Genomic DNA, 26258 nt, shown 5'->3' with positions numbered 1-26258 from the left:
CGGGTTGTCAGTGGGCGCCTATAACCTCGTATGCGTGTCGTCTCTCGCGTTGTACCGCCGCTACCGCCCGGAGTCCTTCGCCGAGGTCATCGGGCAGGAGCATGTCACCGACCCGCTGCAGCAGGCGCTGCGGAACAACCGGGTCAATCACGCGTACCTGTTCAGCGGTCCGCGCGGATGCGGCAAGACGACCAGCGCGCGCATCCTCGCCAGGTGCCTGAACTGCGAGCAGGGGCCCACCCCCACCCCCTGCGGCGAGTGCCAGTCCTGCCAGGACCTCGCGAGGAACGGCCCGGGTTCCATCGACGTCATCGAGATCGACGCGGCCTCCCACGGTGGTGTGGACGACGCCCGTGAGCTGCGCGAGAAGGCGTTCTTCGGCCCGGCGAGCAGCCGGTACAAGATCTACATCATCGACGAGGCCCACATGGTCACGTCGGCCGGCTTCAACGCCCTGCTGAAGGTCGTCGAGGAGCCCCCGGAGCACCTCAAGTTCATCTTCGCCACCACCGAGCCCGAGAAGGTCATCGGGACGATCCGGTCGCGGACCCACCACTACCCCTTCCGCCTCGTACCGCCCGGCACCCTGCGGGAGTACCTCGGCGAGGTGTGCGGCAAGGAGAACATCCCCGTCGAGGACGGGGTGCTCCCGCTCGTCGTGCGGGCCGGTCAGGGTTCCGTCCGTGACTCCATGTCCGTCATGGACCAGCTCCTCGCCGGCGCGCGCGAGGAGGGTGTGACGTATGCCATGGCCACCTCCCTCCTCGGCTACACCGACGGCTCCCTGCTCGACTCCGTCGTCGAGGCCTTCGCCACCGGTGACGGCGCCGCCGCCTTCGAGGTCGTCGACCGTGTCATCGAGGGGGGCAACGACCCGCGCCGTTTCGTCGCCGACCTGCTGGAGCGGCTGCGGGACCTGGTCATCCTCGCGGCCGTTCCCGACGCCGCCGAGAAGGGGCTCATCGACGCCCCCGCCGACGTCATCGAGCGTATGCAGGCCCAGGCCGGCACCTTCGGCGCGGCCGAGCTCAGCCGCGCCGCCGACCTCGTCAACGAAGGCCTCACGGAGATGCGCGGCGCCAACTCGCCCCGTCTCCAGCTCGAACTGATCTGCGCGCGCGTGCTGCTCCCCGCCGCTTACGGCGACGAGCGCTCGGTCATGGCCCGCCTCGACCGCATCGAGCGGGGCGTGAACTTCTCGGCCGGTGCCGGCGCCCCCGCGATGGGGTACGTCCCGGGCCCGGAGGCGCACGGGGCAGCCGTCCCGGGCCCCTCGCCGGCCGCAGTCCCGCCCTCGGCGGCCGCGGTTCCGCCCTCGGCTCCGGTGTCGCCCGGCGGTGGTCCGGCCGCGGCCCGGGCGGCGGTCCGCGCGCAGGGAGGGGCAGGGGGACCGGCCGGACCGGCCGGTCAAGGGGGATTCCCCGGTGCTGCGGCCGATCCGGCACCCGCCGCCCCGGCCGCACCCGTCGGTCCGCCCCCAGGTGCCTCGGGACCCTCCGCAGGTCCGGCGCCGGCCTCCCCCGTGGTTCAGGCCCCTGGCGCGCCGGTCGGCCAGCCCGCCGCCGGTCATCCCGAACAGCAGCCGGCCAACCCCGCCCCCGGCGCCTGGCCCACCGCAGCCCCCGCCGGCGGTGGCCGGCGTCCCGGTGGCTGGCCCACCGCTGCCCCGGCGGGCGGCGGTCAGCCCCAGGCACCCACGGCACCCCGCCCCGCGGCCGCCCAGGCACCGGTCCAGCCCGCACCCGCGGCCGCCCCGGCCTCCGCACCCGGCCCGGCCGCCTACGCCCCGCCGACCGGTGGTCTCGACCCGCGTCAGCTCTGGCCCAACATCCTGGAAGCGGTCAAGAACCGCCGCCGCTTCACCTGGATCCTGCTCAGCCAGAACGCCCAGGTGGCCGGCTTCGACGGCACCACCCTCCAGCTCGGCTTCGTCAATGCCGGCGCCCGCGACAACTTCGCGAGCAGCGGCAGCGAGGAGGTGCTGCGGCAGGCGCTGTCCGAGCAGTTCAGCGTCCAGTGGAAGATCGAGGCCGTCCTCGACCCCTCGGGCGGCGGCGCGGCACCCCCGGCGTCCGGCGGCTTCAACGCCGGCGGCGGTGGCTACGGCGGCGGCAGTACCGCCGGATACGGCAGCACCGGCGGATACGGCAGCGGTGGCACCGGTGGCTACGGCGCCCCCGCCTCCCAGGCACCGCCGTCCCCGCAGCCGTCGCCCGCTCCGGCCGCACCCTCCACCCCCACGCCGGCACCGGCCCCCGCCCCGCAGCGGTCCGCGCCGGAACCCCCGCCCGTCTCCATCGAGGACGACATCCCCGAGGACGACGACCCCGACCTCAACGAGTCGGCGCTCTCCGGCCGCGAACTGATCGTTCGGGAACTCGGGGCGACCGTGGTCGAGGAGATCACCAACGAATAGGGGCGGTGGAGGGCCCGGCCAGGCCCCTCACCTTGGAGGAATCTACGACTCCGCAGCCCGCATCCCTTGGGAACCTGGCACAAAAAGGCCGTTAGGCTGACCCCCGTGAAGGTCCTCGTCATCGGTAACGGCGCCCGCGAACACGCCCTGTGCCGCTCCCTGTCCCTCGACCCCGACGTCAGCGCACTGCACTGCGCGCCCGGCAACGCCGGCATCGCCGAGGTCGCCGAGCTGCACCCCGTCGACGCCCTCGACGGCGGGGCGGTGGCCACGCTCGCGCAGCGACTCGGCGTCGACCTGGTCGTCGTAGGCCCGGAGGCCCCGCTCGTCGCGGGGGTCGCCGACGCCGTGCGCGAGGCGGGCATCCCGGTCTTCGGCCCGTCCGGGGAGGCCGCGCAGCTCGAGGGCTCGAAGGCCTTCGCCAAGGACGTCATGGCCGCGGCCGGAGTACCCACCGCGCGCTCCTACGTCTGCACGAACCCCGAGGAGGTCGCCGAGGCCCTCGACGCCTTCGGCGCCCCGTACGTCGTCAAGGACGACGGTCTCGCCGCCGGCAAGGGCGTCGTCGTGACCAGCGACCTCGAGGCCGCGAAGGCCCACGCCAACGCCTGCGAGCGGGTCGTCATCGAGGAGTTCCTCGACGGCCCCGAGGTCTCCCTGTTCGCCGTCACCGACGGCGACACCGTCCTCCCGCTCCAGCCCGCCCAGGACTTCAAGCGCGCCCTCGACGGCGACGAGGGCCCGAACACCGGCGGCATGGGCGCGTACTCCCCGCTGCCCTGGGCCGACCCGAAGCTGGTGGACGAGGTCATGCAGACGGTTCTGCAGCCGACCGTCGACGAGATGCGGCGCCGGGGCACCCCCTTCTCCGGCCTGCTGTACGCCGGTCTCGCGATCACGTCCCGCGGTGTACGGGTCATCGAGTTCAACGCCCGTTTCGGCGACCCCGAGACCCAGGTCGTCCTGGCGCGCCTCAAGACCCCGCTGGCCGGTGTCCTGCTCGCCGCCGCGAGCGGCAACCTCGAGGACCTGCCGCCCCTGCGCTGGAGCGAGGACGCCGCGGTCACCGTGGTCGTCGCCTCCCACAACTACCCGGCCACCCCGCGCACCGGCGACCCGATCACCGGCCTCGACGAGGTCGCCGCCGAGGACGCCCCGCACGCGTACGTGCTGCACGCCGGCACCAAGCGGGACGGCGACGCCGTCGTCAGCGCCGGCGGCCGCGTCCTGTCGGTCACGGCGTCCGGCAAGGACCTCACCGAGGCCCGCGAGCGCGCGTACCGGGCCGTGGGCCGTATCCGGCTCGACGGTTCCCAGCACCGGACGGACATCGCGGCGAAGGCGGCGTCCGAAGCCTGACAGGCCCGGAAACCGGGGCGAAACCCCCGCCCCCGAACAACCCGGCAGGCCCCGGATCCGTCTTAGGATCCGGGGCCTGATCTTTGCTGTCCGTCATCCACCTTTCCCCAAAGCCATTCCATCGAGTGACCGCGACCGCATACGGCTGACGGGGGCCCGGGGCCCAACTAGGGTGCCGCGCAAGCGGTCCGGCACTTGGCCCACCGGCATTGCGATGTCAGTGGCGGGTGCCACAGTGGGGGAGTGAGCAACGCCAGGACAGCCCGGCATTCAGGACGGCAGGGAGGGGGTGAGGTCCGGTCATGACCGGTATCGGTGTGGAGGCGGGCGCGCAGGCTGCGCGCTCCCGGGCCCTCGCCGTGCTGCGCATCCGCAGCCGTGCGCTGGCCGTGGCGCTGCTGCCCGCGGCGGTGGCCGTGGTGCTGCTTGCCGGAGGTTCCACCGACCATCTCGTGGGCGGGTTCTGGGACACCGCCCGTCTGGTCATGTGCGTGCTCGGGGCCGTGGTGCTGCTCGCCGCCGGGGCCGTCGCCCTGGTGATCGCCCGCGCCCGTCCCGCCGTCAGCCCGACCGTCGCGATCGCCGAGGAGTCCGCGCCCGACCTGTACCGCATGGTGCGCGACCTCGCCGACCGCCTGGACGTCCCCGCTCCCTCCGCCATAGCGCTCACCCCGGACTGCGACAGTTGGCTGGAGGACCGCACCCACCCCGCCCATGGCCCGCCCCCGCAGGAGGGCCGGGAGGACGAGATCGCGGGTGTGCGCGGCTCCCACCGCGGTGCCCCGGCCGCACCGGTGCTGGTCATCGGCTCGCCCTTCCTGTGGTGGATGCGCGTGGGCGAACTGCGCGCGGTCCTCGCCCCCGTCGTCGCCGGTACGGGCCCCTCGGCCCACCCCGACATAGCGGCGGCCCGCCGTTTCGTCCGCGGTCTGGACGCGGCGGTGGCCGTCGGCTCCGTCCCCGGCCGCTGTCCGCTCACCCGCGTGATGTGCGCGGGCGTCGCCTGGGTGGCCCGCCTGCTCCTGCGGAGCTGCCGTGAGCACGCGACCCAGATGGAGCGCGGGGTCGCCGCCGCGGCCGCCGAGCGCGCCCAGGCGGTGGACTACGGCCTCCGGATCGTGGCCCAGGAACAGGTGGGCCTGGCGTACGCGGGCTGGGACCGGCTGCTGACCCGGGTCGCGCTGCCCGCCTGGCGGATGGGCCGCTGGCCCTCCCGGCTGGACGCGGGAGTGGTGGCCGCCCTCACTGAGCTGTCGCGCCGGGACCGTCTGGCCGAGGGTTTCGCCTCCCGGCTGGGTGAGCGCCCCGCGTGCGACCTGCTCGAAGAGCCCGGCGCGATCGACGAGGCCGCCTCCCTGCTCGCGGCCCGTCTCTTCCACGGCGGCCCCGCGGAGACCGGTCCGGACTGGTCCCCGGTCGACTGGCAGGAGTATCCGGAAGAGGTCGTGGACCGCAAGTGGCGCCTGGACGCGGCCCGCCTCCACCGAGTCCTCGACGCGCAGGGCGTCCGCCGCACCCCGGAAACCACCGCACCGGAATCCGACGCCCCCACCCTCTCCCGCGTCCTGACCCACCTGACCTGCCCCCAGCCGACGATCCCCGCAGCCCAGCCCCTAGGTGTGGAGGGGGCCGACGGCGCCACGGCGGAGACGGTCACCGGGTCTGGCGAGCGGATGGTCACCGGGTCTGCTGAGCGAGCCGATGCCGGACCTGCTGGGCACGGGGTCACCGGGTCTGCTGAGCGAACCGCCGCCGGACCCGCTGGGCGCGAGGTCGCCGGGGCTCCTGAGCAGATGGTCGTCGAGCCGGCTGAGCGCACCGCCGCCGCACCCGCTGGGCACGAGGTCGCCGAGTCTGCTGAGCAGACGGTCGCCGAGTCCGCCCAGCGAACCGACAACGGCCCCGCTGAGCACAGGGTCGCCGGGTCTCCTGAGAAGACCGTCACCGCACCCTCCGAGCAGACCCTCACCACTCCCGCCGAGCACACGATCACCGACCCGACCTCACACCCCCACCCCCACCCCACAGCCGTGGACCGCGCTGCCGCCTCGGCTGCAGAGTCACCGGCCACAGCCACGGCGGCCACGCCTCAGGCCCCCACGCCTACGGTCGCGCACCACAGCCCGGCCACAGAAGACACCGCTCCCGCGCCCCACGGTGACGCCGCCCCCGTCCTCGACGACGACACCGCCCCCGACGATGCCCCCGTCCTCGACGACGACACCGCCCCCCACCCCCCAGACGACAGCCGAGAAGGCGAAGCAGAGACCCTCGCCGCCGCCCTCACCGCCGAGCTCGCCCGCGAGGAAGCCGCCGCCCCCCATCCCGGCACCGCTCCCGACGCCGCCCCCTGGGACGACACCGCGCTGCCACTCTTCCCGCTCCAACCTCCTCGCAGTGCCCGCGAGCTCCTCACCGACCACGTCACCGCGATGGTCTGTTGCGCCGCGATCGACACCGCCGGCGCCACCCCGGGCCTGGACTGGCTCGACGGCCCGTCCCTTCTGATCAACGGCGAACGTGCCGCGGACCTCGCCCCGCGCGTCCTGAGCCTCGTGGAGGACGGCGACCCGGCCCCGCTGCGCGCCTGGCTGGTCAAGTCGGGGATACGCCCCGAGAAGCCGGTCCGGCTCGTCTGACGGAGACGGAATACCCGGTTCCACTTTCGGCCAATTCGCAACGAATAGTGACAGGCTGAGTGCGGAATGTGATGTGCTGGGACCGATCGCGCACATGGCAAGGGCGTTCGCCATAGGACAGGCGCACGACACACCCGCAACCACAAGCGATACGCCCCACACCGCCGCACCACTGAAACCATCGCACCACCGAAACCACCGCACCACCGACAGCACCGCACCGCGCAGGACGAACGACGGGGGCACGAGGGAGGGGAGCGACCATGGGGCCAGGACCAGGACCAGGACCGGCGCACATCCGCCGCTGGGAGTCGGGCGCACTCGCGCACGCCGTGACGGACCCCTTCGGCCAGGGCCCCGTCCCCTGGCTGCGCGGCAGCGAGACGTACTTCGACGACACCGGCCAGGTGGTCCCCTGGTACGTCGAGACGGACCCCGCCCACACCCCGAAGGCAGGCGCCCCCCGCGTCCCCGTCCCCTCCCCGCGCAGCGCCCCCGGCAGCGCCCCCGGCGGCGGCCCCCGCTCCGCCGACGACGTCCGCCGCCAGATCAAGGGCTTCACCTCGACCGGCGCGGTCGCCCCCGGTGAGGCCGTCGACTTCCACATCACCGTCGACCCGCCGCAGGAGTTCGGCGTCGACGTCTACCGCATCGGCCACTACGGCGGCGACGGCGCGGCGAAGATCACCACCAGCCCCCGCCTCTCCGGCATCGTGCAGCCCCCGCCGCTGACCGCGGACCGCACGGTCTCCTGCCACCACTGGTGGCTGTCCTGGCGGCTCCAGATCCCGTCGTACTGGAGCATCGGGGCGTATGTGGCCGTGCTCACCACCGCCGACGGCTACCGTTCGCACATCCCCTTCACGGTGCGTGACAACCACCCCGCGGACTTACTGCTCCTGCTGCCCGACGTGACATGGCAGGCGTACAACCTCTACCCGGAGGACGGCCGCACCGGCGCCAGCCTCTACCACGCCTGGGACGAGCAGGGCCGGCTCCTCGGCGAGGCCGACGCCGCGACCACGGTCTCCTTCGACCGGCCGTACGCTGGCGCGGGCCTGCCGCTGCACGTGGGCCACGCCTACGACTTCATCCGCTTCGCCGAGCGCTACGGCTACGACCTCGCCTACGCCGACGCCCGCGACCTGCACGCGGGCCACCTCGACCCCACCCGCTACCGAGGCCTGGTCTTCCCCGGCCACGACGAGTACTGGTCGACGGCCATGCGCCGTACGGTCGAGCGGGCCAGGGACAGCGGCACCTCCCTGGTCTTCCTGTCCGCCAACACCATGTACTGGCAGGTCGAGTTGGGCCCCTCACCGTCCGGCGTCCCCGACCGCCTGCTCACCTGCCGGAAACGCAGAGGGCCGGGAAAGCCGGCGCTCTGGCGGGAAGTCGATCGCCCGGAGCAGCAGTTGGTCGGCATCCAGTACGCGGGACGGGTACCCGAGCCGCACCCCCTGATCGTCCGCAACGCCGGACACTGGCTGTGGGAGGCGACCGGCGCCCAGGAGGGCGACGAACTCGCCGGTCTGGTGGCGGGTGAGGCCGACCGCTACTTCCCGCGCGCCCCGCTCCCCGACCACGACGACCGCATCCTGCTCGCCCACTCGCCCTACGCCGACAGCGAGGGCGCCCTCCGCCACCAGGAGACGTCCCTCTACCGCGCCCCCTCAGGGGCCCTGGTCTTCGCCGCCGGCACCTTCGCCTGGTCGCCGGCACTGGACCGCCCGGGCCATGTCGACACCCGTGTCCAGCGCGCCACCGCCAACCTTCTGGACCGTATCTGCAAGCGTGACTGAGCCCGGGCGGAGCACCCGTCCGATACCCGCAGCACACCCCAAGTCCAAGGTCAGCCGCCTGTACGGGACAATCGACCCGTTGGACATACCCACGGGGAGGAACCGTGTCCGGATTCGTAGAAAAGCCCGAGCCGCTTCAGGTTCCGGGCCTGGTGCACCTGCACACCGGCAAGGTGCGCGAGCTGTACCAGAACGAGGCGGGCGACCTCGTGATGGTCGCCAGTGACCGCATCTCCGCCTTCGACTGGGTGCTGCCGACCGAGATCCCCGACAAGGGCCGCGTCCTCACCCAGTTGTCGCTGTGGTGGTTCGACCAGATCGCCGACCTGCTGCCGAACCACGTGCTGAGCACGGACGTGCCGGACGGGGCCCCCGCCGACTGGGCCGGCCGCACCCTGGTGTGCAAGTCGCTGCAGATGGTCCCCGTGGAGGCGGTCGCCCGCGGCTATCTCACCGGCTCCGGACTGCTGGAGTACAACGACTCCCGCACGGTCTGCGGCCTCGCCCTGCCCGAGGGCCTGGTCGACGGCAGCGAGCTGCCCGCCCCGATCTTCACCCCGGCGACCAAGGCCGCCGTCGGCGACCACGACGAGAACGTCTCCTACGAGGAGGTGGCCCGCCAGGTCGGCGCGGACACCGCCGCCCGCCTGCGCCAGGCGACCCTCGCGGTGTACGCGCGGGGCCGGGACATCGCCCGGGACCGCGGGATCATCCTCGCGGACACCAAGTTCGAGTTCGGCTTCGACGGGCAGACCCTGGTCATCGCGGACGAGGTCCTCACCCCGGACTCCTCCCGCTTCTGGCCGGCCGACCAGTGGCAGCCGGGCCGCGCGCAGCCGTCGTACGACAAGCAGTTCGTGCGCGACTGGCTGACCTCGGCGGAGTCAGGCTGGGACCGCAGGAGCGAGCAGCCTCCGCCGCCGCTGCCGCAGGAGGTCGTGGACCGCACCCGCGCCAAGTACATCGAGGCGTTCGAGCGGCTGACGGGCACGAGCTGGGCGTAACGCGAAAGGCCCCCGGTGGGAACCGGGGGCCTTTGCCGATACAGAGCGAACGACGAGGTTCGAACTCGCGACCTCAACCTTGGCAAGGTTGCGCTCTACCAACTGAGCTACGTTCGCATGCGCCGTGGCGCGAGAACCACTATACCCAACCTCGCTCCCGGGCGAGCCGCACGGCCGCGTGCCGGTTCTCGGCCCCGAGTTTGGAGACGGCCGACGACAGGTAGTTCCGTACGGTCCCCTGCGACAGCGCGGCCCGTTCGGCGATCTCCGCGACGGGCGCCCCGTCGGCGGCGAGTTCCAGCACCTCGGCCTCCCGCGCGGTCAGCGGCGAGTCCCCGGCGGAGATCGCGTCGGCGGCCAACTCGGGGTCGACGTAACGGTTTCCCGCGTGCACCGTGCGGATGATCTCCGCGAGCCGCTGCGCGCTCACGGTCTTGGGGACGAACCCCCGCACCCCGGCCTCCAGGGCCCGCTTGAGATGCCCCGGCCGGCCGTGGCTGGTGACGATCAGCACCTTGCACGAGGGCAGCTCGGTACGCAGGAATGTGGCGACCTTCACACCGTCCGCGCCGGGCATCCGGAGATCCAGTACGGCGACGTCGGGCCCGTGCGCGCGTGCCATCGCCAGCGCCTCGGGCCCGGTGGCCGCCTCCGCCACGATCGCCAGGTCGTCCTCCAGGGAGAGCAGCGCGGCGAGCGCGCCCCGGATCAGATGTTCGTCGTCGGCGAGCAGTACCCGCACGCTCCCGCTCACGCGACTCCCTCCGCCGCCACCAGCGGCACCTCCGCCACCAGCCGGAACACCCCGTCCGGCACCGGTCCCGCCTCCAGCGTCCCGGCCACCGCCGCGAGCCGCTCCCGCAGCCCGGCGAGTCCGGATCCGCCGGTGCCCGACGTTCTCAGGACGCCGTCGTTCTCCACGGTCAGCACCACCCGGTCCTCCTCCCTCCCCACGGCCACCGTGCACCGCTTGGCGTCCCCGTGCCGGAGCACGTTCGTGGTGGCCTCCCGGACCACCCAGCCGAGCGCCGACTGCACCTCGGCGGGCAGGCCGTCCGGGTCCCCGGTGACCTCGCAGTCGATGCCGGCGGCGGTCAGCACCCCTCGTGCTCCGGTGAGTTCGATCCCGAGATCGGCCTCCCGGTAGCCCCGTACGACATCCCGTACCTCGCGCTGGGTCTCGCTCGCGATCCGCTGCACCTCGGTCATCTGGTCCACGGCCTCGTCGCGTCCCCGGCGTGCGAGCTGCACGGCCAGTTCGCTCTTGAGCGCGATCACGGCGAGGTTGCGCCCCACGACGTCGTGCAGGTCCCGTCCGAAGCGCAGCCGTTCCTCGGCGACGGCGAGCCGGGCGCGGGTCTCGCGGGCCTCGTCGAGCTCGTAGACGGCGTTGAGCAGCCACACCGAGAAGACGGAGGTGAAGGCGAGGAACCCGGCACCGAGCAGGACGGCCACCATCGTCGCCAGGGTCGCCGCGCCGGGCAGCCCCAGCGGGAAGGCGATGACCCCCGCGCCCGCCGCGAACCCCGCGACGAGGGCGAAGACCCGCCTCCGGTCGCGCACCCCGAGCGCGATCACCCCGCCACCGAAGATCAGCACGACCGCGAAGATCCCGCCGGCCGCGGTGTCGACGTCGTCCCCGCCCGGCCCGTGCTCGGTGATCGCGATGGCCGCCACGGCGACCGCGGCGGTGACCGCGGCGAGTGTCCACAGCATGTGGACGGGCTGCTCACGGCTGCCGCGAGTCCAGTCCAGCGCCCGCGACGCGGCCACCGCGCAGGTCACGGCGTGCCCGCCCAGCATCACCAGCAGCAAGGCGGTCAGCCAGCCCGGCATCGCACCGAACAGGGGCAGCCCGACCGCGGTGATCTCGATCAGCGCGAAGAAGTGGAACGACCAGCGGGTGTACGTCTCCACCTTCGCCGGCGTGCTCTTGCGCCGCCACCAGCCTCCTGCCTCGCGCATGCTCTCCCCGTACCTCAGCGCCTCGGCTCCCACCGGAACCACCGCTGTACAGCAAACACGGCCAGCACGGTCCAGGCCAGCGCGGTACCGAGGGCGCCCAGGGCCTCGTAGCCGGAGAGCGTGCCCGCCCAGCCGCCGCGGACCAGGGTGATCACGGGGGACAGGGGCAGCAGCTCGCACACCGACGCGAACGTGTCGGGCAGCAGCTCCAAAGGCACGGTGACGCCCGAGAGGACCATCGAGACCATCACGAACGGCAGCGTGGTGACCTGCGCGCTCTCCACGGTCCGGGTCACGGCCGCGGTGACCGCCGCGAGCGCCGCGCACATCACCAGCCCCAACAGCAGTCCCAAGACGGCGAGATGGGGTGCGCGCGGCGCCGGTACGTCGAGCAGCGCGGCGCTCGCGCCGACCAGCACCAGGGACTGGGTGAGCCCGGTCGCGGAGATCGGCAGCGCGGTCCCGCAGAGGATCTCGGCGTCGCGCAGCTCACCGGTGCGCAGCCGCTTGAGCACCAGCTCCTCGCGCCGTGCGGTGTAGGTCCCGACGAGGGCGCCGTACACGCCGAACAGCAGGGCGAAGCCGACCGCGGCCGGCAGCAGCACCAGGCCGACGCTCAGCCCGGCCTCCTGGACGTCCATGTCGTCCACGACGGGCCGCAGGCTGAACGGCAGCGCGAGCGGCACCAGGACGGCGGCGACGAGCGTGGCCCTGCTGCGTCCGAGCAGGGTGAACTCGGCGCGGGCGAGGGCGCCGAGGCGGCTCGCAGGGGTGGTGACCGTGCTCATGCCGAGACCTCCTCACGGGCGGCGATCCCGAGGAACGCCTCCTCCAGCGAGGCGGACCGCACATCGAGCCGCCGCAGTTCGACCCCGGCCCGCTCGGCCCACACCAGCAGCCCGGTGGCCGCCCGCTGCAACTCCCGCGTCCGCAGCCGTACGACGGTCCCGTCGAGCTGGTGCCCGCACACCCCGAGTTCGGCGAGCGGTGGCAGGTCTCCCAGGAAGTACCCGTCCGGCAGCTCGAAGGAGATCCGCGCCGGCTGGGCGGCCGTCACCTCGGCCGGCGTTCCCGTGACCGCGATCCGCCCCTCGTGGAGGATGGCCAGGCGGCCGGCGAGGTCCTCGGCCTCCTCCAGGTAGTGCGTGGTCAGCAGCACGGTCGTGCCCCGGTCGCGCAGTGCCCGCACCAACTCCCAGGTGTCCCGGCGCCCTTCGGCGTCGAGGCCGGTCGTCGGCTCGTCCAGGAACAGCACCTCGGGGTCGCCGAGCAGCGCGAGCGCCAGGTCCAGGCGCCGCCGCTCGCCCCCGGACAACTGCTTGACGCGTACGCCGGTCCGCCGGGCGAGCCCGACGAGTTCCAGCACCTCCAGCGGCGGCCGGGCCCCGCTGACGCAGCCGGCCCACATCCGCGCGGTCTCGCCGACGGTCAGCTCGGAGGGGAAGCCGCCCTCCTGGAGCATCACCCCGGTGCGCGCACGTACGGCGGCCCGCTCGGTGTACGGGTCGTGTCCGAGGACGCGGATGCGTCCGCCGGTCGGCGGGGCGAGTCCCTCCAGCAGTTCGACGGTGGAGGTCTTTCCGGCGCCGTTGGTGCCGAGCAGGGCGAAGACCTCTCCGCGGGCCACGGAGAAGCTGATTCCGCGTACGGCCTCGAACCCGCCCCCGTACACACGCCGCAGGTCGGTGACCTCAATCACGTGTTCGTGTTCGTCGGTGTCCATGGAGCCAGCGTCCCGGCGGAGCGGGGCCGACAGCAGTGCGCGCTGTCACCACTCCGTATGACAAATGTCAGTCGGCCGACGGAAGTCTGTCGGCGGACATGAAAAAGCCCCCCGGCAGAAACCGGAGGGCTTGATTCAGAGCGGACGACGAGGCTCGAACTCGCGACCTCAACCTTGGCAAGGTTGCGCTCTACCAACTGAGCTACGTCCGCATTGCATCCGACCGGCTCTCACCGATCGGCGCGAGCACCAGCCTACCTGATCCACAAGAGTGGCCAGACCGGCGGTGCAGAGCGGGTGACAGGAATTGCACACTGCGCCTTCCCCCTGGAAGGGGGATGTTCTACTACTGAACTACACCCGCATGTACTCCGTGAGCTGGGCCTTTCGGCCTCGCCCCTCGGCGTGCTCCAGACTCTAGCCGACCGGGTGGGGTGCAACGCAAGTCGGTTGTCCCGAGGGGCGGGTGACCCGCTGTCGAGGGGCTCCTACTGGGCCTCGGCGAACGCCTCGTAGACCTTCTTGGGGATGCGTCCGCGGGCGGGGACGTCCATCTTGTTGGCCTGGGCCCAGGCCCGGACCGCCGCCGGGTCGGGAGCGACCTCGGTCTGCTTGTACGCCTTGCCCGACCTGGACCGCTTGCGGCCGGCCTCCACGTAGGGCTCGAGCGCCTTACGCAGTTTCTTGGCATTGGCTTGATTCAGGTCGATCTCGTACGACTTGCCGTCGAGTCCGAAGGCGATCGTTTCCGCCGCTTCCGAGCCGTCGATGTCGTCAAAGAGAGTGACCACGACCTTCTGCGCCACGAATATCGGTCCCTTCGTACGGCACGTTGCCAATTCATTTGTACAGTGCCCGACAATGCATTGTGAAGCTCGACTAAATCCTTCCGCGTGTCCAAAATCAAGGGGGAGCGGAAGCGACTTCGATTGAGGGTGGTGGTGGGAGACGGGTGGGCGCAATAGGTATCGGGTGTCGATCTGAGATCTTTCCCGGAAATTTTCGCGACCGCCCACGTCCGCGATGCCTCGTGATGGCCGTCACGTAGATTCCTACAACTCAACGCGCGTAGAAATTTTGTGCGGGTAGTCTGAAGGAACCTGCTCAGCACCACACCACCGGGAGTGCCAGTGGCACGCGTCGTAGTCGACGTCATGCTCAAGCCGGAGATCCTCGACCCCCAGGGCCAGGCGGTGCAGCGCGCACTGCCGCGACTGGGTTTCGAAGGCATCTCCGACGTACGTCAGGGAAAGCGATTCGAACTGGAAGTTGACGGCCCGGTCGACGAGGCCGCGCTCGCCCGCATCCACGATCTTGCGGAATCCTTCCTCGCCAACACCGTGATCGAGGACTTCACCGTCAAGGTGGAGGAAGTCGCGGAGGCCGTGAAGTGACCGCTCGTATTGGCGTCGTCACTTTCCCGGGCAGCCTCGACGACCGGGACACCCAGCGCGCGATCCGCCTCGCGGGTGCCGAACCGGTCGCCCTCTGGCACAAGGACAAGAACCTCCACCAGGTCGACGCCGTGGTGCTGTGCGGAGGCTTCTCCTACGGCGACTATCTGCGCGCCGGTGCCATCGCCCGTTTCTCGCCGGTGATGGAGCCCCTCATCGAGCAGGCGAAGGCGGGACTGCCGGTCCTCGGCATCTGCAACGGCTTCCAGATCCTCACCGAGGCACACCTGCTGCCCGGCACGATGCTGCGCAACGACCACCTGCACTTCATCTGCCGCGACCAGAAGCTGCGGGTGGAGAACGCGCAGACCGCCTGGACCACCGACTACTCGGCCGGCCAGGAGATCCACATCCCGCTGAAGAACAACGACGGGCAGTACGTCGCCGACGAGCACACGCTCGACCGGCTGGAGGCCGAGGGCCGGGTCGCCTTCCGGTACCTCGACTTCAACCCCAACGGCTCCCAGCGGGACATCGCCGGCGTCACCAACGAGGCCGGCAACGTCGTGGGCCTGATGCCGCACCCGGAGCACGCCGTGGAGCCGCTCATCGGCACCGGCCGCACCGACGGCCTCCCCTTCTTCACCTCGATCCTCAAGAAGCTGGTCAACGCATGAGCCGGACGCCTCTGGACACGGTCGAGCACGCGGCCGCGACCCCCGACGTCGAGCTGCCCTGGGCCGAACTCGGTCTGAAGAAGGACGAGTTCGAGAGGGTCGTCGAGATCCTCGGGCGCCGGCCCACCGGTGCCGAGCTCGCCATGTACTCCGTCATGTGGTCCGAGCACTGCTCGTACAAGTCGTCGAAGGTGCACCTGCGCCAGTTCGGCGAGAAGGCCCCGCAGTCCGACGCGCTGCTCGTCGGCATCGGCGAGAACGCGGGCGTGGTGGACGTCGGCCAGGGCTACGCCGTGACCTTCAAGGTCGAGTCCCACAACCACCCCTCCTACGTCGAGCCCTACCAGGGCGCGGCCACCGGCGTCGGCGGCATCGTGCGCGACATCATCGCGATGGGCGCCCGCCCGGTCGCGGTCGTCGACCCGCTGCGCTTCGGCGCGGCCGACCACCCGGACACCAAGCGCGTGCTGCCGGGTGTCGTCGCCGGCATCGGCGGCTACGGCAACTGCCTGGGCCTGCCGAACATCGGCGGCGAGGTCGTCTTCGACGCCTGCTACCAGGGCAACCCGCTGGTCAACGCCGGTGCCATCGGTGTGATGCGGCACGAGGACATCCACCTCGCGAAGGCGTCCGGCGCGGGCAACAAGGTCATCCTGTACGGGGCCCGTACCGGCGGCGACGGCATCGGCGGCGCGTCGATCCTGGCCTCCGAGACCTTCGACGACGCCAAGCCGTCGAAGCGTCCGGCGGTGCAGGTCGGTGACCCCTTCCAGGAGAAGCTGCTCATCGAGTGCACCCTGGAGGCGTTCAAGGAGCAACTGGTCGTCGGCATCCAGGACCTCGGCGCCGCCGGTCTGTCCTGCGCCACCTCCGAGCTCGCCTCCAACGGCTCCGGCGGCATGCGCGTGAGCCTGGACGACGTACCGCTGCGCGACTCGACGCTCTCGCCCGAGGAGATCCTCATGAGCGAGTCGCAGGAGCGCATGTGCGCGGTGGTGGAGCCGGAGAAGGTCGACCGGTTCCTGGAGATCTGCGACAAGTGGGACGTCATCGCCACCGTCATCGGTGAGGTCACCGACGGCGACCGGCTGGAGATCTACTGGCACGGCGGCAAGATCGTCGACGTCGACCCGCGCACGGTCGCGCACGACGGCCCGGTCTACGAGCGCCCGTACGCCCGCCCGTCCTGGCAGGACGAGCTCCAGGCGGACGACGCGAACCAACTGCCCCGGCCGGCCTCGGGCGAGGAACTGCGGGACCAGGTCCTGAAGTTGGTCTCCTCCCCGAACCAGGCATCCAAGAAGTGGATCACCTCGCAGTACGACCACTTCGTGCAGGGCAACACCGTGCTGGCCCAGCCGGAGGACTCCGGCATGATCCGCATCGACGAGGAGACCGGCCTCGGTGTCGCCATCGCGACCGACGGCAACGGCCGCTACGCCAAGCTCGACCCGTACGCGGGCGCCCAGTTGGCGCTCTCGGAGGCGTACCGCAATGTCGCCACGACCGGCGCCAAGCCGCTCGCCGTCTCCGACTGCCTGAACTTCGGTTCGCCCGAGGACCCGGCCGTCATGTGGCAGTTCGCGGAGGCCATCCGCGGACTGGCCGACGCCTGCCAGCAGTTGGGCACCCCGGTCACCGGCGGCAACGTCTCCCTCTACAACCAGACCGGCGAGGTGGCCATCCACCCGACCCCGGTCGTGGCCGTGCTCGGCGTCATCGACGACGTGGCCCGCCGCACCCCGGTCGCGTTCCAGGAGGAGGGCCAGCTCCTGTACCTCCTCGGCGACACCCGTGAGGAGTTCGGCGGCTCGGCCTGGTCGCAGGTCGTCCACGACCACCTCGGCGGTCTGCCGCCCAAGGTCGACCTGGAGCGCGAGCGGCTGCTGGCCGAGATCCTGATCTCCGCCAGCCGCGACGGCATGATCGACTCCGCGCACGACCTCTCCGACGGCGGCCTGATCCAGGCGGTCGTGGAGTCGGCCCTGCTCGGCGGGAAGGGCGCCCGCCTGATCGTCCCGGACGGTCTGGACGCTTTCACCCTGCTGTTCTCGGAGTCGGCCGGCCGCGCGGTCGTGGCCGTCCCCCGCTCCGAGGAGGTCCGTTTCAACGACATGTGCGGCGCGCGGGGTCTGCCCGTCACCCGCATCGGTGTCGTCGACGGCGACTCGGTCGAGCTCCAGGGCGAGTTCGAGCTGTCCCTGGAGGAACTGCGGACGGCACACGAGGACACGATCCCGGCCCTCCTGAAGTAGCCAACCCGTACGACTCGCAAGGCCCCGCCCCCGATTGCCCCGGGCGGGGCCTTCGCATACCGCCACCGCCGATCCGCGCGCCCTGCTTGGCCTGCGGTCACCGCTGGTCCGCGCGTCCCGCTTCGTCCGCGGTGACCGCCGGCTTCCGCGTCCTCCTGCGCCTGGCGTCACCGCCGGTCTGTGCGTCCTGCTTCGCCCGTGGTCACCGTCGGCTTCCGGGTCCTCCTCCGGCTGGCGTGACCGCCGGTCTGTGCGTCCTGGTTCGCCGGTGGTGACCGCCGGCTTCCGGGTCCTCGCCGGTCTCCGCGTCCCGCTTCGCCCGCGGTCACCGCTGGACTGCGCGCCTTCCTCACATGGCGGCCCCGCCGGCCTGCCCGTCCCGCTCCGTCTGGGTCACCACCTGCCGCCATCGCCCTCCTTCGCTTGCCGTCACCCTCGGTATCCACCCCCTCCTCCGCCCGCCGCCGCCGTCGCCCTCCACCCCCTCCTCCGTCCGCCGTGCCGACTAGGCTCACCGGCATGCCCCCGGCCAAGAAGCGCGCTCGCGCGTACGACTCCGTCAAGATCCGTGCGGCTCTGACGAACCAGTTCGGGCACGTGCGGGAGGCCGTGGCCGCCCTCACCCCCGAGCAGCTCGCCCTGGAGACCCGGCTGGCGGACTGGACCGTGCGGGAGCTGGCCGCGCACATCACCATGGCCGTGGAGACGGTCAGCCGGAACCTCGCCCGCGACGAACCGCCGGCCCCCGAACTCACCCTCCTCGACTGGCCCTTCGCCACCGCCGCCCGGGCCGGTGACATCTCCGACGGCACCCGGGAGCTGGCCGCCGCCCACCCGGACCTCGACGCGCTGTACGCCCGTACCGAGGAGCGGTTCCTCGACGCGCTGACCGCCCCCGGCTCACGTGTCCTCGCCGCCCGCACCGGGGCCATGACCCTGTCCGACTACCTGGTCACCCGGACCGTCGAGCTCGTCGTGCACACCGACGACCTGAACGCCGCCGTCCCCGGCCTCGACATCCCCCACGACCGCCAGGCGCTCGCCGCCTGCACCCGCCTCCTCGCCGACGCCCTCGCCTTCAAGGCGCCCGGCGGCTCCACCGAGGTGCGGATCCCGCCGTTCGCCGTCGTGCAGTGCGTCGAGGGTCCCAAGCACACCAGGGGCACCCCGCCGAACGTCGTCGAGACCGATCCGCTGACCTGGATCAGGCTTGCCACCGGCCGCCTGACCTGGAAGGACGCGCTCGACGCGGCGAAGGTCAGCGCCAGCGGGGAGCGGGCGGACCTGGGCGGTCTGCTGCCGATCATGGGGTGACGGCGAACATGACAACGGACTGGTAACAGACCCGAACCCATCGGCCGTCTCACACGTCGAAGAGTCATGAAGCGGACGACATACGCCACGTACGCGGCCGCGGCAGCCCTGGTCGGGACCACGGTCCTGGCCGCCTGCGGCACGGAATCGACGGGGACCGGATCCCAGGACGTCTCCCCCTTCTCGGACACCATCGCCGGCACGGTCTGGGTGCCACGGAAGGTCACCGTGGACGGCAAGGACTACGTCCTTCCCCGGAAAAGGGCTCCCAAGGAGGCCCGGATCGTCTTCAAGCCGGACGCCGCCGACAAGGACACCGACGGTGGCGACTCGGGCGGATCCGTCGGCTGCAACAGCATCGGTGCCGACGTGGCCGTCCGGGGCGACACCGTGAAGGTCTCCGGCCTGGTCAGGACGCTGATCGGCTGCCCGGGTGCCGTAGGGGAGTTCGAGGAGAAGTTCGTCGGCGTCTTCGAGAACGACCTCAAGGCCCGCCTGGACGGCACACCGGGCGCCCGGACCCTCACCCTCACCAGCCCGGCCGACGACACCATCACCCTGCGCGAGGAGAAGCCGCCCGCCCTGAAGGGCACCCGATGGTCCCTCGGCGAGAACGCGTACCTCACGCTCACCACGAAGAACACCGTCACCGGCAGCCTCGGCTGCAACACCTTCCACGGCAGGGCCACCGTCAAGGACGGCACCATCGAGTTCGGGCGCCTCGCGACCACGCGCATGATGTGTGCGGGCCGGGTGATGAAGACCGAGCGCGAACTCGCCGGAATCCTCTCCGGAAAGGTCTCCTACCAGCAGGAACACGATTCCCTGAAGATCACCAAGGCCCCCGGCAGGAGCGTTACGGCCCGGGCGGAGTAAGAAAGCCCACTCTCCACGAATTCGGACCAGTGGTCGATCTCGCCTACACTCGGAGCCGTGCCACGTGGTGACGGACGACTCAACCACGACCTGCTCCCCGGCGAGAAGGGCCCCCAGGACGCTTGCGGCGTCTTCGGTGTCTGGGCTCCGGGCGAAGAGGTCGCCAAGCTCACGTACTTCGGGCTCTACGCCCTCCAGCATCGGGGCCAGGAATCCGCGGGAATCGCGGTCAGCAACGGCTCCCAGATCCTCGTCTTCAAGGACATGGGCCTCGTGTCCCAGGTCTTCGACGAGACCTCTCTCGGTTCGCTCCAGGGTCACATCGCGGTCGGTCACGCCCGCTACTCGACCACCGGCGCCTCCGTGTGGGAGAACGCCCAGCCGACGTTCCGTGCCACCGCGCACGGTTCCATCGCGCTCGGCCACAACGGCAACCTGGTCAACACGGCCCAGCTCGCCGAGATGGTCGCCGACCTGCCCAAGCAGGAGGGGCGCAGCCCCCGGGTGGCCGCCACCAACGACACCGACCTGCTCACCGCGCTCCTCGCGGCCCAGGTCGACGAGGACGGCAAGCCGCTGACCATCGAGGAGGCGGCCCACTCCGTCCTCCCGCAGGTGCGCGGCGCGTTCTCGCTCGTCTTCATGGACGAGCACACCCTCTACGCCGCCCGTGACCCGCAGGGCATCCGCCCGCTGGTCCTCGGCCGCCTGGAGCGCGGCTGGGTGGTCGCCTCCGAGTCCGCCGCCCTCGACATCTGCGGCGCCGCGTACGTCCGCGAGATCGAGCCGGGCGAGTTCGTCGCCATCGACGAGAACGGCCTGCGCACCTCCCGATTCGCGGAAGCGAAGCCCAAGGGCTGTGTCTTCGAGTACGTCTACCTGGCGCGCCCCGACACCGACATCGCCGGGCGGAACGTCTACCTCTCCCGCGTGGAGATGGGCCGCAAGCTCGCGAAGGAAGCGCCCGTCGAGGCCGACCTCGTCATAGCGACCCCGGAGTCCGGCACCCCGGCCGCCATCGGCTACGCCGAGGCGTCCGGCATCCCGTTCGGCGCGGGCCTGGTGAAGAACGCCTATGTCGGGCGTACGTTCATCCAGCCCTCGCAGACCATTCGTCAGCTCGGCATCCGTCTGAAGCTGAACCCGCTGAAGGAAGTCATCAAGGGCAAGCGGCTGGTCGTCGTCGACGACTCGATCGTGCGCGGCAACACCCAGCGCGCCCTGGTCCGCATGCTCCGCGAGGCGGGTGCCGCCGAGGTCCACATCCGGATCTCCTCGCCGCCCGTGAAGTGGCCCTGCTTCTTCGGCATCGACTTCGCCACCCGCGCGGAGCTCATCGCCAACGGCATGACGATCGACGAGATCGGCACCAGTCTGGGCGCCGACTCCCTCGCCTACATCTCCATCGACGGCATGATCGAGGCGACCACCATCGCCAAGCCCAACCTCTGCCGCGCCTGCTTCGACGGCGAGTACCCGATGGAGCTCCCGGACCCCGAGCTGCTCGGCAAGCAGCTCCTGGAGACCGAGCTGGCCGCCGGGCCCGCCGCCACGGCCGCCGCCGACGCGATCCGTCGCCCGTAGGCAGCCCGTCCTACCTGCCGTACGACACGAAAGTTCTCGCTAGCCATGTCTGAGACAACTGGTGCCAGCTACGCAGCCGCGGGCGTCGACATCGAGGCGGGCGACCGCGCCGTGGAGCTCATGAAGGAGTGGGTGAAGAAGACCCAGCGCCCCGAGGTCCTCGGCGGCCTCGGCGGTTTCGCCGGCCTCTTCGACGCCTCCGCCCTCAAGCGCTACGAGCGTCCCCTGCTGGCCTCCGCCACCGACGGCGTGGGGACCAAGGTCGACATCGCACGCCAGTTGGGCGTCTACGACACGATCGGCCACGACCTGGTCGCGATGGTCATGGACGACATCGTGGTGTGCGGCGCCGAGCCGCTGTTCATGACCGACTACATCTGCGTCGGCAAGGTCCACCCCGAGCGGGTCGCCGCGATCGTCAAGGGCATCGCTGAGGGCTGTGTGCTCGCCGGCTGCGCCCTGGTGGGCGGCGAGACGGCCGAGCACCCCGGTCTGCTGGGCCCGGACGACTTCGACGTCGCCGGCGCCGGTACGGGCGTCGTGGAGGCCGACCGGCTGCTCGGCGCCGATCGCATCCGTAAGGGTGACGCCGTCATCGCCATGGCGGCCTCGGGACTTCACTCGAACGGGTACTCGCTCGTGCGGCATGTGCTCCTGAACGAGGCGGGCCTCGCCCTGGACGCCCGGATCGACGAGCTGGGCCGCACCCTCGGCGAGGAGCTCCTGGAGCCCACAAAGATCTACTCGCTGGACTGCCTGGCCCTGATCCGCACGGCCGAGGTGCACGCCTTCTCGCACGTCACCGGCGGCGGTCTGGCGGCCAACCTGGCCCGGGTCATCCCCGACGGCCTGCACGCGGTCGTCGACCGGACCACCTGGACCCCGGCCCCGGTCTTCGACCTCGTCGGCAGGACGGGGCAGGTCGAGCGCCTCGAGCTGGAGAAGACGCTGAACATGGGCGTCGGCATGATCGCGATCGTCCCCGAGGAGTCGGCGGACGTGGCCCTGGCCACCCTGGCCGACCGCGGGGTCGATGCCTGGGTCGCGGGCGAGATCACGGAGCGCGGCGACAAGGAGACCGGCGCCGAGCTGGTGGGCGACTACGCCGCGTAGGACGCGAAGGCAGCGCAAAACCCGGTCCGGTGGTGTGGACCACTCCGGACCGGGTCAAGCACAGCTAGAGCGTCAAGCGCCGCGGCGGTGTTGCGATGAGGAACCGGACTCGTCGTCCTCGTCCTCGTCGTCGTTGTAGAGATCCGCGTACTGGGCGTACGGGTCGTCTTCCTCGTCGTCGTCCTCGAACGGCTCGCCATTCGGCGGCTGGCTCGAAGTCGAAGCGCCCAGCTCATTGGCCAGACGCGACAGATCAGTCCCGCCGCTGCTGTACTTCAGCTGGCGGGCGACCTTCGTCTGCTTGGCCTTTGCCCGGCCGCGCCCCATGGCTCGACCCCCTCGGATACGGGGCTCGGTGGCCCCAGAGTCTTGACACGCGTTCATGATCTGGAACGGGCTCTCCGCGGAGAGACCGGTCCGTAGGGCTTCCACGGTACCTGAGCCCACGCCCATACGGTACGTCGCCCGCACCACGGGCCCGGCCCCGGGACCCTCGGGGAGCCCCGTCCCCGCTGGTCAACCGCGATTTTAACCACTTCTTCGCGGCCGACCCGCCGACGAACGTGAGAGTTCTCTCCAAGTGTGCGCCGACGGGTACCGCTCAAACGTCAGTGCGCCCGCTGCACGGCCGCCTCGTGCATCCGCTGCTCGGCGATCCGGTCGGCCGCGGCAGCCGGCGGAATCCCGTCCTCCTTCGCACGTGCGAATATGGCCAGCGTGGTGTCGTAGATCTTCGCGGCCTTCGCCTTGCACCGCTCGAAGTCGAACCCGTGCAGCTCGTCGGCGACCTGGATGACCCCGCCGGCGTTCACCACGTAGTCCGGCGCGTAGAGGATCCCGCGGTCGGCGAGGTCCTTCTCGACGCCCGGGTGCGCGAGCTGGTTGTTGGCGGCGCCGCACACGATCCGCGCGGTCAGCGCGGGCACGGTGTCGTCGTTCAGGGCGCCGCCGAGCGCGCAGGGGGCGTAGATGTCGAGGCCCTCGGCACGGATGAGGGTGGCGGTGTCGGCGACGGCCGTGACGCCCGTCGGGTGCGCGGCGAGGATCCGGCCCACGGCCTCCTCGCGCACGTCCGTGATCAGGACCTCGGCGCCCTCGGCGCGCAGGTGCTCTACCAGGTGGTGCCCGACCTTGCCGACACCCGCGATGCCGACCTTGCGGCCGGTGAGCGAGGGGTCGCCCCACAGGTGCGCGGCGCTGGCCCGCATGCCCTGGTAGACGCCGAAGGCGGTGAGGACGGAGGAGTCGCCGGCGCCGCCGTTCTCCGGGGAGCGGCCGGTCGTCCAGCGGCACTCCCGGGCGACGACGTCCATGTCGGCGACGTACGTGCCGACATCGCAGGCGGTGACGTAGCGGCCGCCGAGCGAGGCGACGAAACGGCCGTACGCGAGGAGGAGTTCCTCGCTCTTGTCGCGCTCGGGGTCGCCGATGATCACGGCCTTGCCGCCGCCGTGGTCGAGCCCGGCCATGGCGTTCTTGTAGGACATCCCGCGCGCGAGGTTCAGCGCGTCGGCGACGGCCTCCTGCTCGCTCGCGTACGGGTAGAAGCGCGTCCCGCCGAGGGCGGGTCCGAGCGCGGTGGAGTGGAGGGCGATGACGGCCTTGAGGCCGCTCTTGCGGTCCTGGCAGAGCACGACCTGCTCATGACCGCCCTGGTCCGAGTGGAACAGGGTGTGCAGCACGTCGGCAGCGGCGCCGGTTACGTCGGTCACTGTGGTGACTCCTGGGTAAATTGCGGCGATGGGGCACAGGTCCCGTACGGGTGGCGGGGCCTGTGAGCACGAGATTAGGGCCTGTGGCGGCCCGGAACCGTGCAGTGCTCAGGATCACCTTCCGCGCGGGTGCCGGCGTGCGACGATTTGCATAGTTTTCCCGCGCGTTTGTGTGCGGGTTTCGCAGGTTTTCCCGGCAGGCGGCGGGGGAGAGAGCAGGCGTGCCCAAGGTGTCCTCGGTGATCGTCCCGTACGCGACCTATCTGCGCGTGTACGAACCGCTGGCCGCCTTCCCCGAGCCCGAGCGCACCCACTGGGCGCGCTACGCCCGCCGCCCGGACCGCCCCTCGTACCAGGACGAGCTGCGCCGCTCCCTGGCCGACCTGCTGCCCACCCCGCCGGTGCCGGTGCCGGTGCACGAGAGCAGCGACGCCTTCGTGCTCGAGGTGGACGGCGTGGTGTGCGTGTGCCCGTGGCGCACCCGGCTGCGCGGCTGGCTGGCCCTGGAGGAGCTCGGCGAGGAGCTGCCGGGCCCGGTCCTGGACGCGGTGCTGCCCGAGGTCGTACGCCGCCAGACCGCCCAGGACTACGAGCGCTGGCTCGCCCGGAACCCGGACGCCCGGCCCTGGATCCGCACGGCGACCTGGCAGGTGCCGCTGAACTGGTTCGTGCTCGTCTCGGACGAGGAGCGGCGGTTCGACAAGGGGTCCGGCGAGATCCCGCCGATGCTGCGCTACCGCACGCCCATGGTGCAGGCCCGGCGGCGAGTGGCGCGCGCTCTGAGGGCGCTCAAGGACGCCGTCGACGAGGGGCCGCTCATCGACGGCCTCATCGATGTCGGGCGCTGGCTCGAGGAGTTCCACCCGCGCTCGCTGGTCGAGCTCGACTACGGCGGCCTGGTGCATGTGCTGCCGCCGGGCGAGCTGGAGGACGACCACTCGGCGGCGGACGTGGCCGAGGGCATCGAGGCGCTCAGGCACGGGGACGGGGTCGCGGCGGGCGAGGCCTACGGGCGGCTCGTGGAGCGCTGGCGGTCCGTCAGGGACCGTCGCTCGGCGAACTGAATGTGCCCCATGTCACGAACAGGCGTTTGACCTGACGCCCGTTTTGGGGTTTCGTCCTCGCTCAAGGTGTTCAACTTCCCCTGATGTCTCACCGACAAGGGACGTAGGTTTCGATCCGGGCGTACGCCTCACGGAGTGTCAAGCGTGACGGACCGCACGTACCCGGGCTCTTGCATCTCTTGCCCCTCCTCATGCCAAAATAGGACAAGGGGCCCGGGGGAGGTTCCGCTTTGGGGGGTCTGGTGACTCCTGATCGCCCCTGTGACTGATCGTCACAGTGGCGTGACTGTCCGCTATGGCATGGTCCATCGGCTTCCGTCGCCGATGAACGCCTGGGGGGCAATTCCATCGGTTTGGCCGACGCGGCTGGACAGATGGTGTAGTTGTAGTGCCGAGGACAAGCCGTTCGTCCTATAACCGACTCGACTCGCGTCCGCCATTTCGGGCAACGCGGGTCAAGGTGCAGAATTTAGAGGAAAGAACCGAGAAGGTTCGGTTCTCCCGAGGAGGCCGCTCATGACCGCTCGCACCCCTGATGCCGAGCCGCTGCTGACCCCGGCTGAGGTCGCCACCATGTTCCGTGTGGACCCGAAGACGGTCACGCGGTGGGCGAAGGCCGGCAAGCTCACGTCCATCCGCACGCTCGGCGGACACCGCCGTTACCGCGAGGCCGAGGTTCGCGCTCTGCTCGCGGGTATCCCGCAGCAGCGCAGCGAGGCCTGAACAACTGAATAACCGGGCAAACCGGCTGGTCCCCCACTGGCCGCGGCGTCCGGACCCTGGCTCCAAGCGACGCGGGTCCTGCCCCAACAGGCCCCATTCTCCACCTCGTCGTCGATCGCGCTGGACTCCGCCGAGTCCAGCGCGATCTTTTTTGTGCGCGGACTGTGGGCGGCCGGCGGCCCTGTGAGCGGGCTTGTCGGAGTCTGGGGAGGGGTGTCGGATCTCCTGTGAGGCAGCCCCTGGACGACGTGGGATCAGGGGTGCAATTGCACATATTAAATTGACCTGTTGTAGGGGAGCGGTAAGTTCCACGGTTTCAAAAACTCATGCGGTGACTCCCGTCACATGCCAGAGTCCTTGTTACCGTCGCGCCGGGTGCGCTAGTAGGCGTCACGCCGGGGAGGGGGTCTCGTCCTCCACGGTCTCCTCCGCGGGTGCGCCGGCCGCCGGGGCGGAGTCCATCGCCAGCCGCAACAGGCGGTGGCAGATCGGGCAGTGGCGGGTCACATGCCGATACGACGACGCGGCCGACAGATGCGCGCGGAGCAACGCCCGCGTCTCGTGCCTGACCGATGCCGTCATACGCCACCTCCGGGCTCCGTTGGGAACGGGGGCCTGGTTTCTGGGTACCGGTGCTT

22 protein-coding genes and 3 tRNA genes are annotated in these 26258 nt (G+C 71.2%); 14 read left to right on the top strand and 11 right to left on the bottom strand.

The genetic code is table 11. The annotated features are described in order from the left end of the window. Nucleotides 1-34 precede the first annotated feature (34 nt). From ACZ66S_RS17720 to ACZ66S_RS17700, 5 genes are all read left to right on the top strand, one after another. The gene (locus ACZ66S_RS17720) at nt 35-2416 is read left to right on the top strand and encodes a DNA polymerase III subunit gamma and tau (RefSeq protein ID WP_469902455.1); all 2382 of its coding nucleotides are present in this window, start codon (nt 35-37) and stop codon (nt 2414-2416) included. Between the two features lie 105 nt (nt 2417-2521). Beyond that, nucleotides 2522-3775 carry a phosphoribosylamine--glycine ligase gene (purD, locus tag ACZ66S_RS17715; protein ID WP_469902454.1) on the top strand — a complete coding sequence of 418 codons (1254 nt, stop codon included), beginning with the start codon at nt 2522-2524 and terminating at the stop codon, nt 3773-3775. 302 nt (nt 3776-4077) lie between these two features. Beyond that, nucleotides 4078-6414, top strand: coding sequence for a M48 family metalloprotease (locus tag ACZ66S_RS17710; protein WP_469902453.1), 2337 nt, complete (start codon nt 4078-4080; stop codon nt 6412-6414). A gap of 263 nt (nt 6415-6677) precedes the next feature. After that, the gene (locus ACZ66S_RS17705) at nt 6678-8216 is read left to right on the top strand and encodes a N,N-dimethylformamidase beta subunit family domain-containing protein (RefSeq protein ID WP_469902452.1); all 1539 of its coding nucleotides are present in this window, start codon (nt 6678-6680) and stop codon (nt 8214-8216) included. Between the two features lie 104 nt (nt 8217-8320). Next, nucleotides 8321-9220: a phosphoribosylaminoimidazolesuccinocarboxamide synthase gene (locus ACZ66S_RS17700; RefSeq protein WP_469902451.1), complete on the top strand. Its 900-nt coding sequence runs from the start codon at nt 8321-8323 to the stop codon at nt 9218-9220. A gap of 44 nt (nt 9221-9264) precedes the next feature. Here the strand turns inward: ACZ66S_RS17700 and ACZ66S_RS17695 are convergent. The 8 genes from ACZ66S_RS17695 to ACZ66S_RS17660 form a co-directional block, all read right to left on the bottom strand. Continuing rightward, a tRNA-Gly gene (locus ACZ66S_RS17695) sits at nt 9265-9337 on the bottom strand. Between the two features lie 22 nt (nt 9338-9359). After that, the gene (locus tag ACZ66S_RS17690) at nt 9360-9974 is read right to left on the bottom strand and encodes a response regulator (protein WP_469902450.1); all 615 of its coding nucleotides are present in this window, start codon (nt 9972-9974) and stop codon (nt 9360-9362) included. Then, nucleotides 9971-11185, bottom strand: coding sequence for a sensor histidine kinase (locus ACZ66S_RS17685; protein WP_469902449.1), 1215 nt, complete (start codon nt 11183-11185; stop codon nt 9971-9973). The genes ACZ66S_RS17690 and ACZ66S_RS17685 overlap by 4 nt, the downstream gene beginning before the upstream one ends. A 14-nt stretch (nt 11186-11199) precedes the next feature. Then, a complete protein-coding gene (locus tag ACZ66S_RS17680; RefSeq protein ID WP_469902448.1) occupies nt 11200-11973 on the bottom strand; it encodes an ABC transporter permease in 774 nt (257 codons plus the stop codon). Beyond that, complete coding sequence (locus tag ACZ66S_RS17675) at nt 11970-12908, bottom strand: ABC transporter ATP-binding protein (protein ID WP_469902447.1); 939 nt, start codon at nt 12906-12908, stop codon at nt 11970-11972. Before ACZ66S_RS17675 ends, ACZ66S_RS17680 begins: the two co-directional genes overlap by 4 nt. A gap of 139 nt (nt 12909-13047) precedes the next feature. Next, nucleotides 13048-13120, bottom strand: a tRNA-Gly gene (locus ACZ66S_RS17670). A gap of 80 nt (nt 13121-13200) precedes the next feature. Next, a tRNA-Gly gene (locus tag ACZ66S_RS17665) sits at nt 13201-13272 on the bottom strand. 124 nt (nt 13273-13396) lie between these two features. Continuing rightward, complete coding sequence (locus ACZ66S_RS17660) at nt 13397-13714, bottom strand: histone-like nucleoid-structuring protein Lsr2 (RefSeq protein ID WP_037722176.1); 318 nt, start codon at nt 13712-13714, stop codon at nt 13397-13399. A 324-nt stretch (nt 13715-14038) separates the two neighbouring features. Here ACZ66S_RS17660 and purS point away from each other — a divergent pair, with 324 nt between their 5' ends. From purS to purM, 7 genes are all read left to right on the top strand, one after another. Beyond that, nucleotides 14039-14302 carry a phosphoribosylformylglycinamidine synthase subunit PurS gene (purS, locus tag ACZ66S_RS17655; RefSeq protein ID WP_003999970.1) on the top strand — a complete coding sequence of 88 codons (264 nt, stop codon included), beginning with the start codon at nt 14039-14041 and terminating at the stop codon, nt 14300-14302. Then, on the top strand, nt 14299-14979 hold the full coding sequence (gene purQ / locus ACZ66S_RS17650) for a phosphoribosylformylglycinamidine synthase subunit PurQ (RefSeq protein ID WP_469902446.1): 681 nt from the start codon (nt 14299-14301) through the stop codon (nt 14977-14979). Before purS ends, purQ begins: the two co-directional genes overlap by 4 nt. Next, nucleotides 14976-17234 carry a phosphoribosylformylglycinamidine synthase subunit PurL gene (gene purL, locus ACZ66S_RS17645; RefSeq protein WP_469902445.1) on the top strand — a complete coding sequence of 753 codons (2259 nt, stop codon included), beginning with the start codon at nt 14976-14978 and terminating at the stop codon, nt 17232-17234. The genes purQ and purL overlap by 4 nt, the downstream gene beginning before the upstream one ends. 519 nt (nt 17235-17753) lie before the next feature. Next, on the top strand, nt 17754-18548 hold the full coding sequence (locus ACZ66S_RS17640) for a maleylpyruvate isomerase family mycothiol-dependent enzyme (protein ID WP_469902444.1): 795 nt from the start codon (nt 17754-17756) through the stop codon (nt 18546-18548). Nucleotides 18549-18614: 66 nt separating this feature from the next. After that, a complete protein-coding gene (locus tag ACZ66S_RS17635; protein ID WP_469902443.1) occupies nt 18615-19424 on the top strand; it encodes an META domain-containing protein in 810 nt (269 codons plus the stop codon). 57 nt (nt 19425-19481) lie between these two features. Further along, nucleotides 19482-21008 carry an amidophosphoribosyltransferase gene (gene purF / locus ACZ66S_RS17630; protein WP_469902442.1) on the top strand — a complete coding sequence of 509 codons (1527 nt, stop codon included), beginning with the start codon at nt 19482-19484 and terminating at the stop codon, nt 21006-21008. A gap of 45 nt (nt 21009-21053) precedes the next feature. Continuing rightward, nucleotides 21054-22121 (top strand): phosphoribosylformylglycinamidine cyclo-ligase, encoded by a 1068-nt coding sequence (purM, locus tag ACZ66S_RS17625; RefSeq protein ID WP_469902441.1) that lies wholly within the window; start codon nt 21054-21056, stop codon nt 22119-22121. A gap of 72 nt (nt 22122-22193) precedes the next feature. On the opposite strand, the gene ACZ66S_RS17620 is transcribed toward purM, so the two are convergent. Then, nucleotides 22194-22448, bottom strand: coding sequence for a DUF3073 domain-containing protein (locus ACZ66S_RS17620; protein ID WP_469902440.1), 255 nt, complete (start codon nt 22446-22448; stop codon nt 22194-22196). Nucleotides 22449-22729: 281 nt separating this feature from the next. After that, nucleotides 22730-23833, bottom strand: coding sequence for a Leu/Phe/Val dehydrogenase (locus tag ACZ66S_RS17615; protein ID WP_469902439.1), 1104 nt, complete (start codon nt 23831-23833; stop codon nt 22730-22732). 221 nt (nt 23834-24054) lie between these two features. Here ACZ66S_RS17615 and ACZ66S_RS17610 point away from each other — a divergent pair, with 221 nt between their 5' ends. Both ACZ66S_RS17610 and bldC read left to right on the top strand, forming a co-directional pair. Beyond that, a complete protein-coding gene (locus tag ACZ66S_RS17610; protein WP_469902438.1) occupies nt 24055-24897 on the top strand; it encodes a DUF8083 family protein in 843 nt (280 codons plus the stop codon). A 516-nt stretch (nt 24898-25413) separates the two neighbouring features. Further along, complete coding sequence (gene bldC, locus ACZ66S_RS17605) at nt 25414-25620, top strand: developmental transcriptional regulator BldC (RefSeq protein WP_003949541.1); 207 nt, start codon at nt 25414-25416, stop codon at nt 25618-25620. A 390-nt stretch (nt 25621-26010) separates the two neighbouring features. Here the strand turns inward: bldC and ACZ66S_RS17600 are convergent, their stop codons facing one another. Further along, complete coding sequence (locus ACZ66S_RS17600) at nt 26011-26202, bottom strand: DUF6274 family protein (protein WP_469902437.1); 192 nt, start codon at nt 26200-26202, stop codon at nt 26011-26013. Between the last annotated feature and the right edge of the window lie 56 nt (nt 26203-26258).

The sequence above is a fragment of the Streptomyces sp. NPDC107471 genome (genome assembly GCF_055582845.1).
This window is presented reverse-complemented; position numbering and strand designations above follow the sequence as displayed.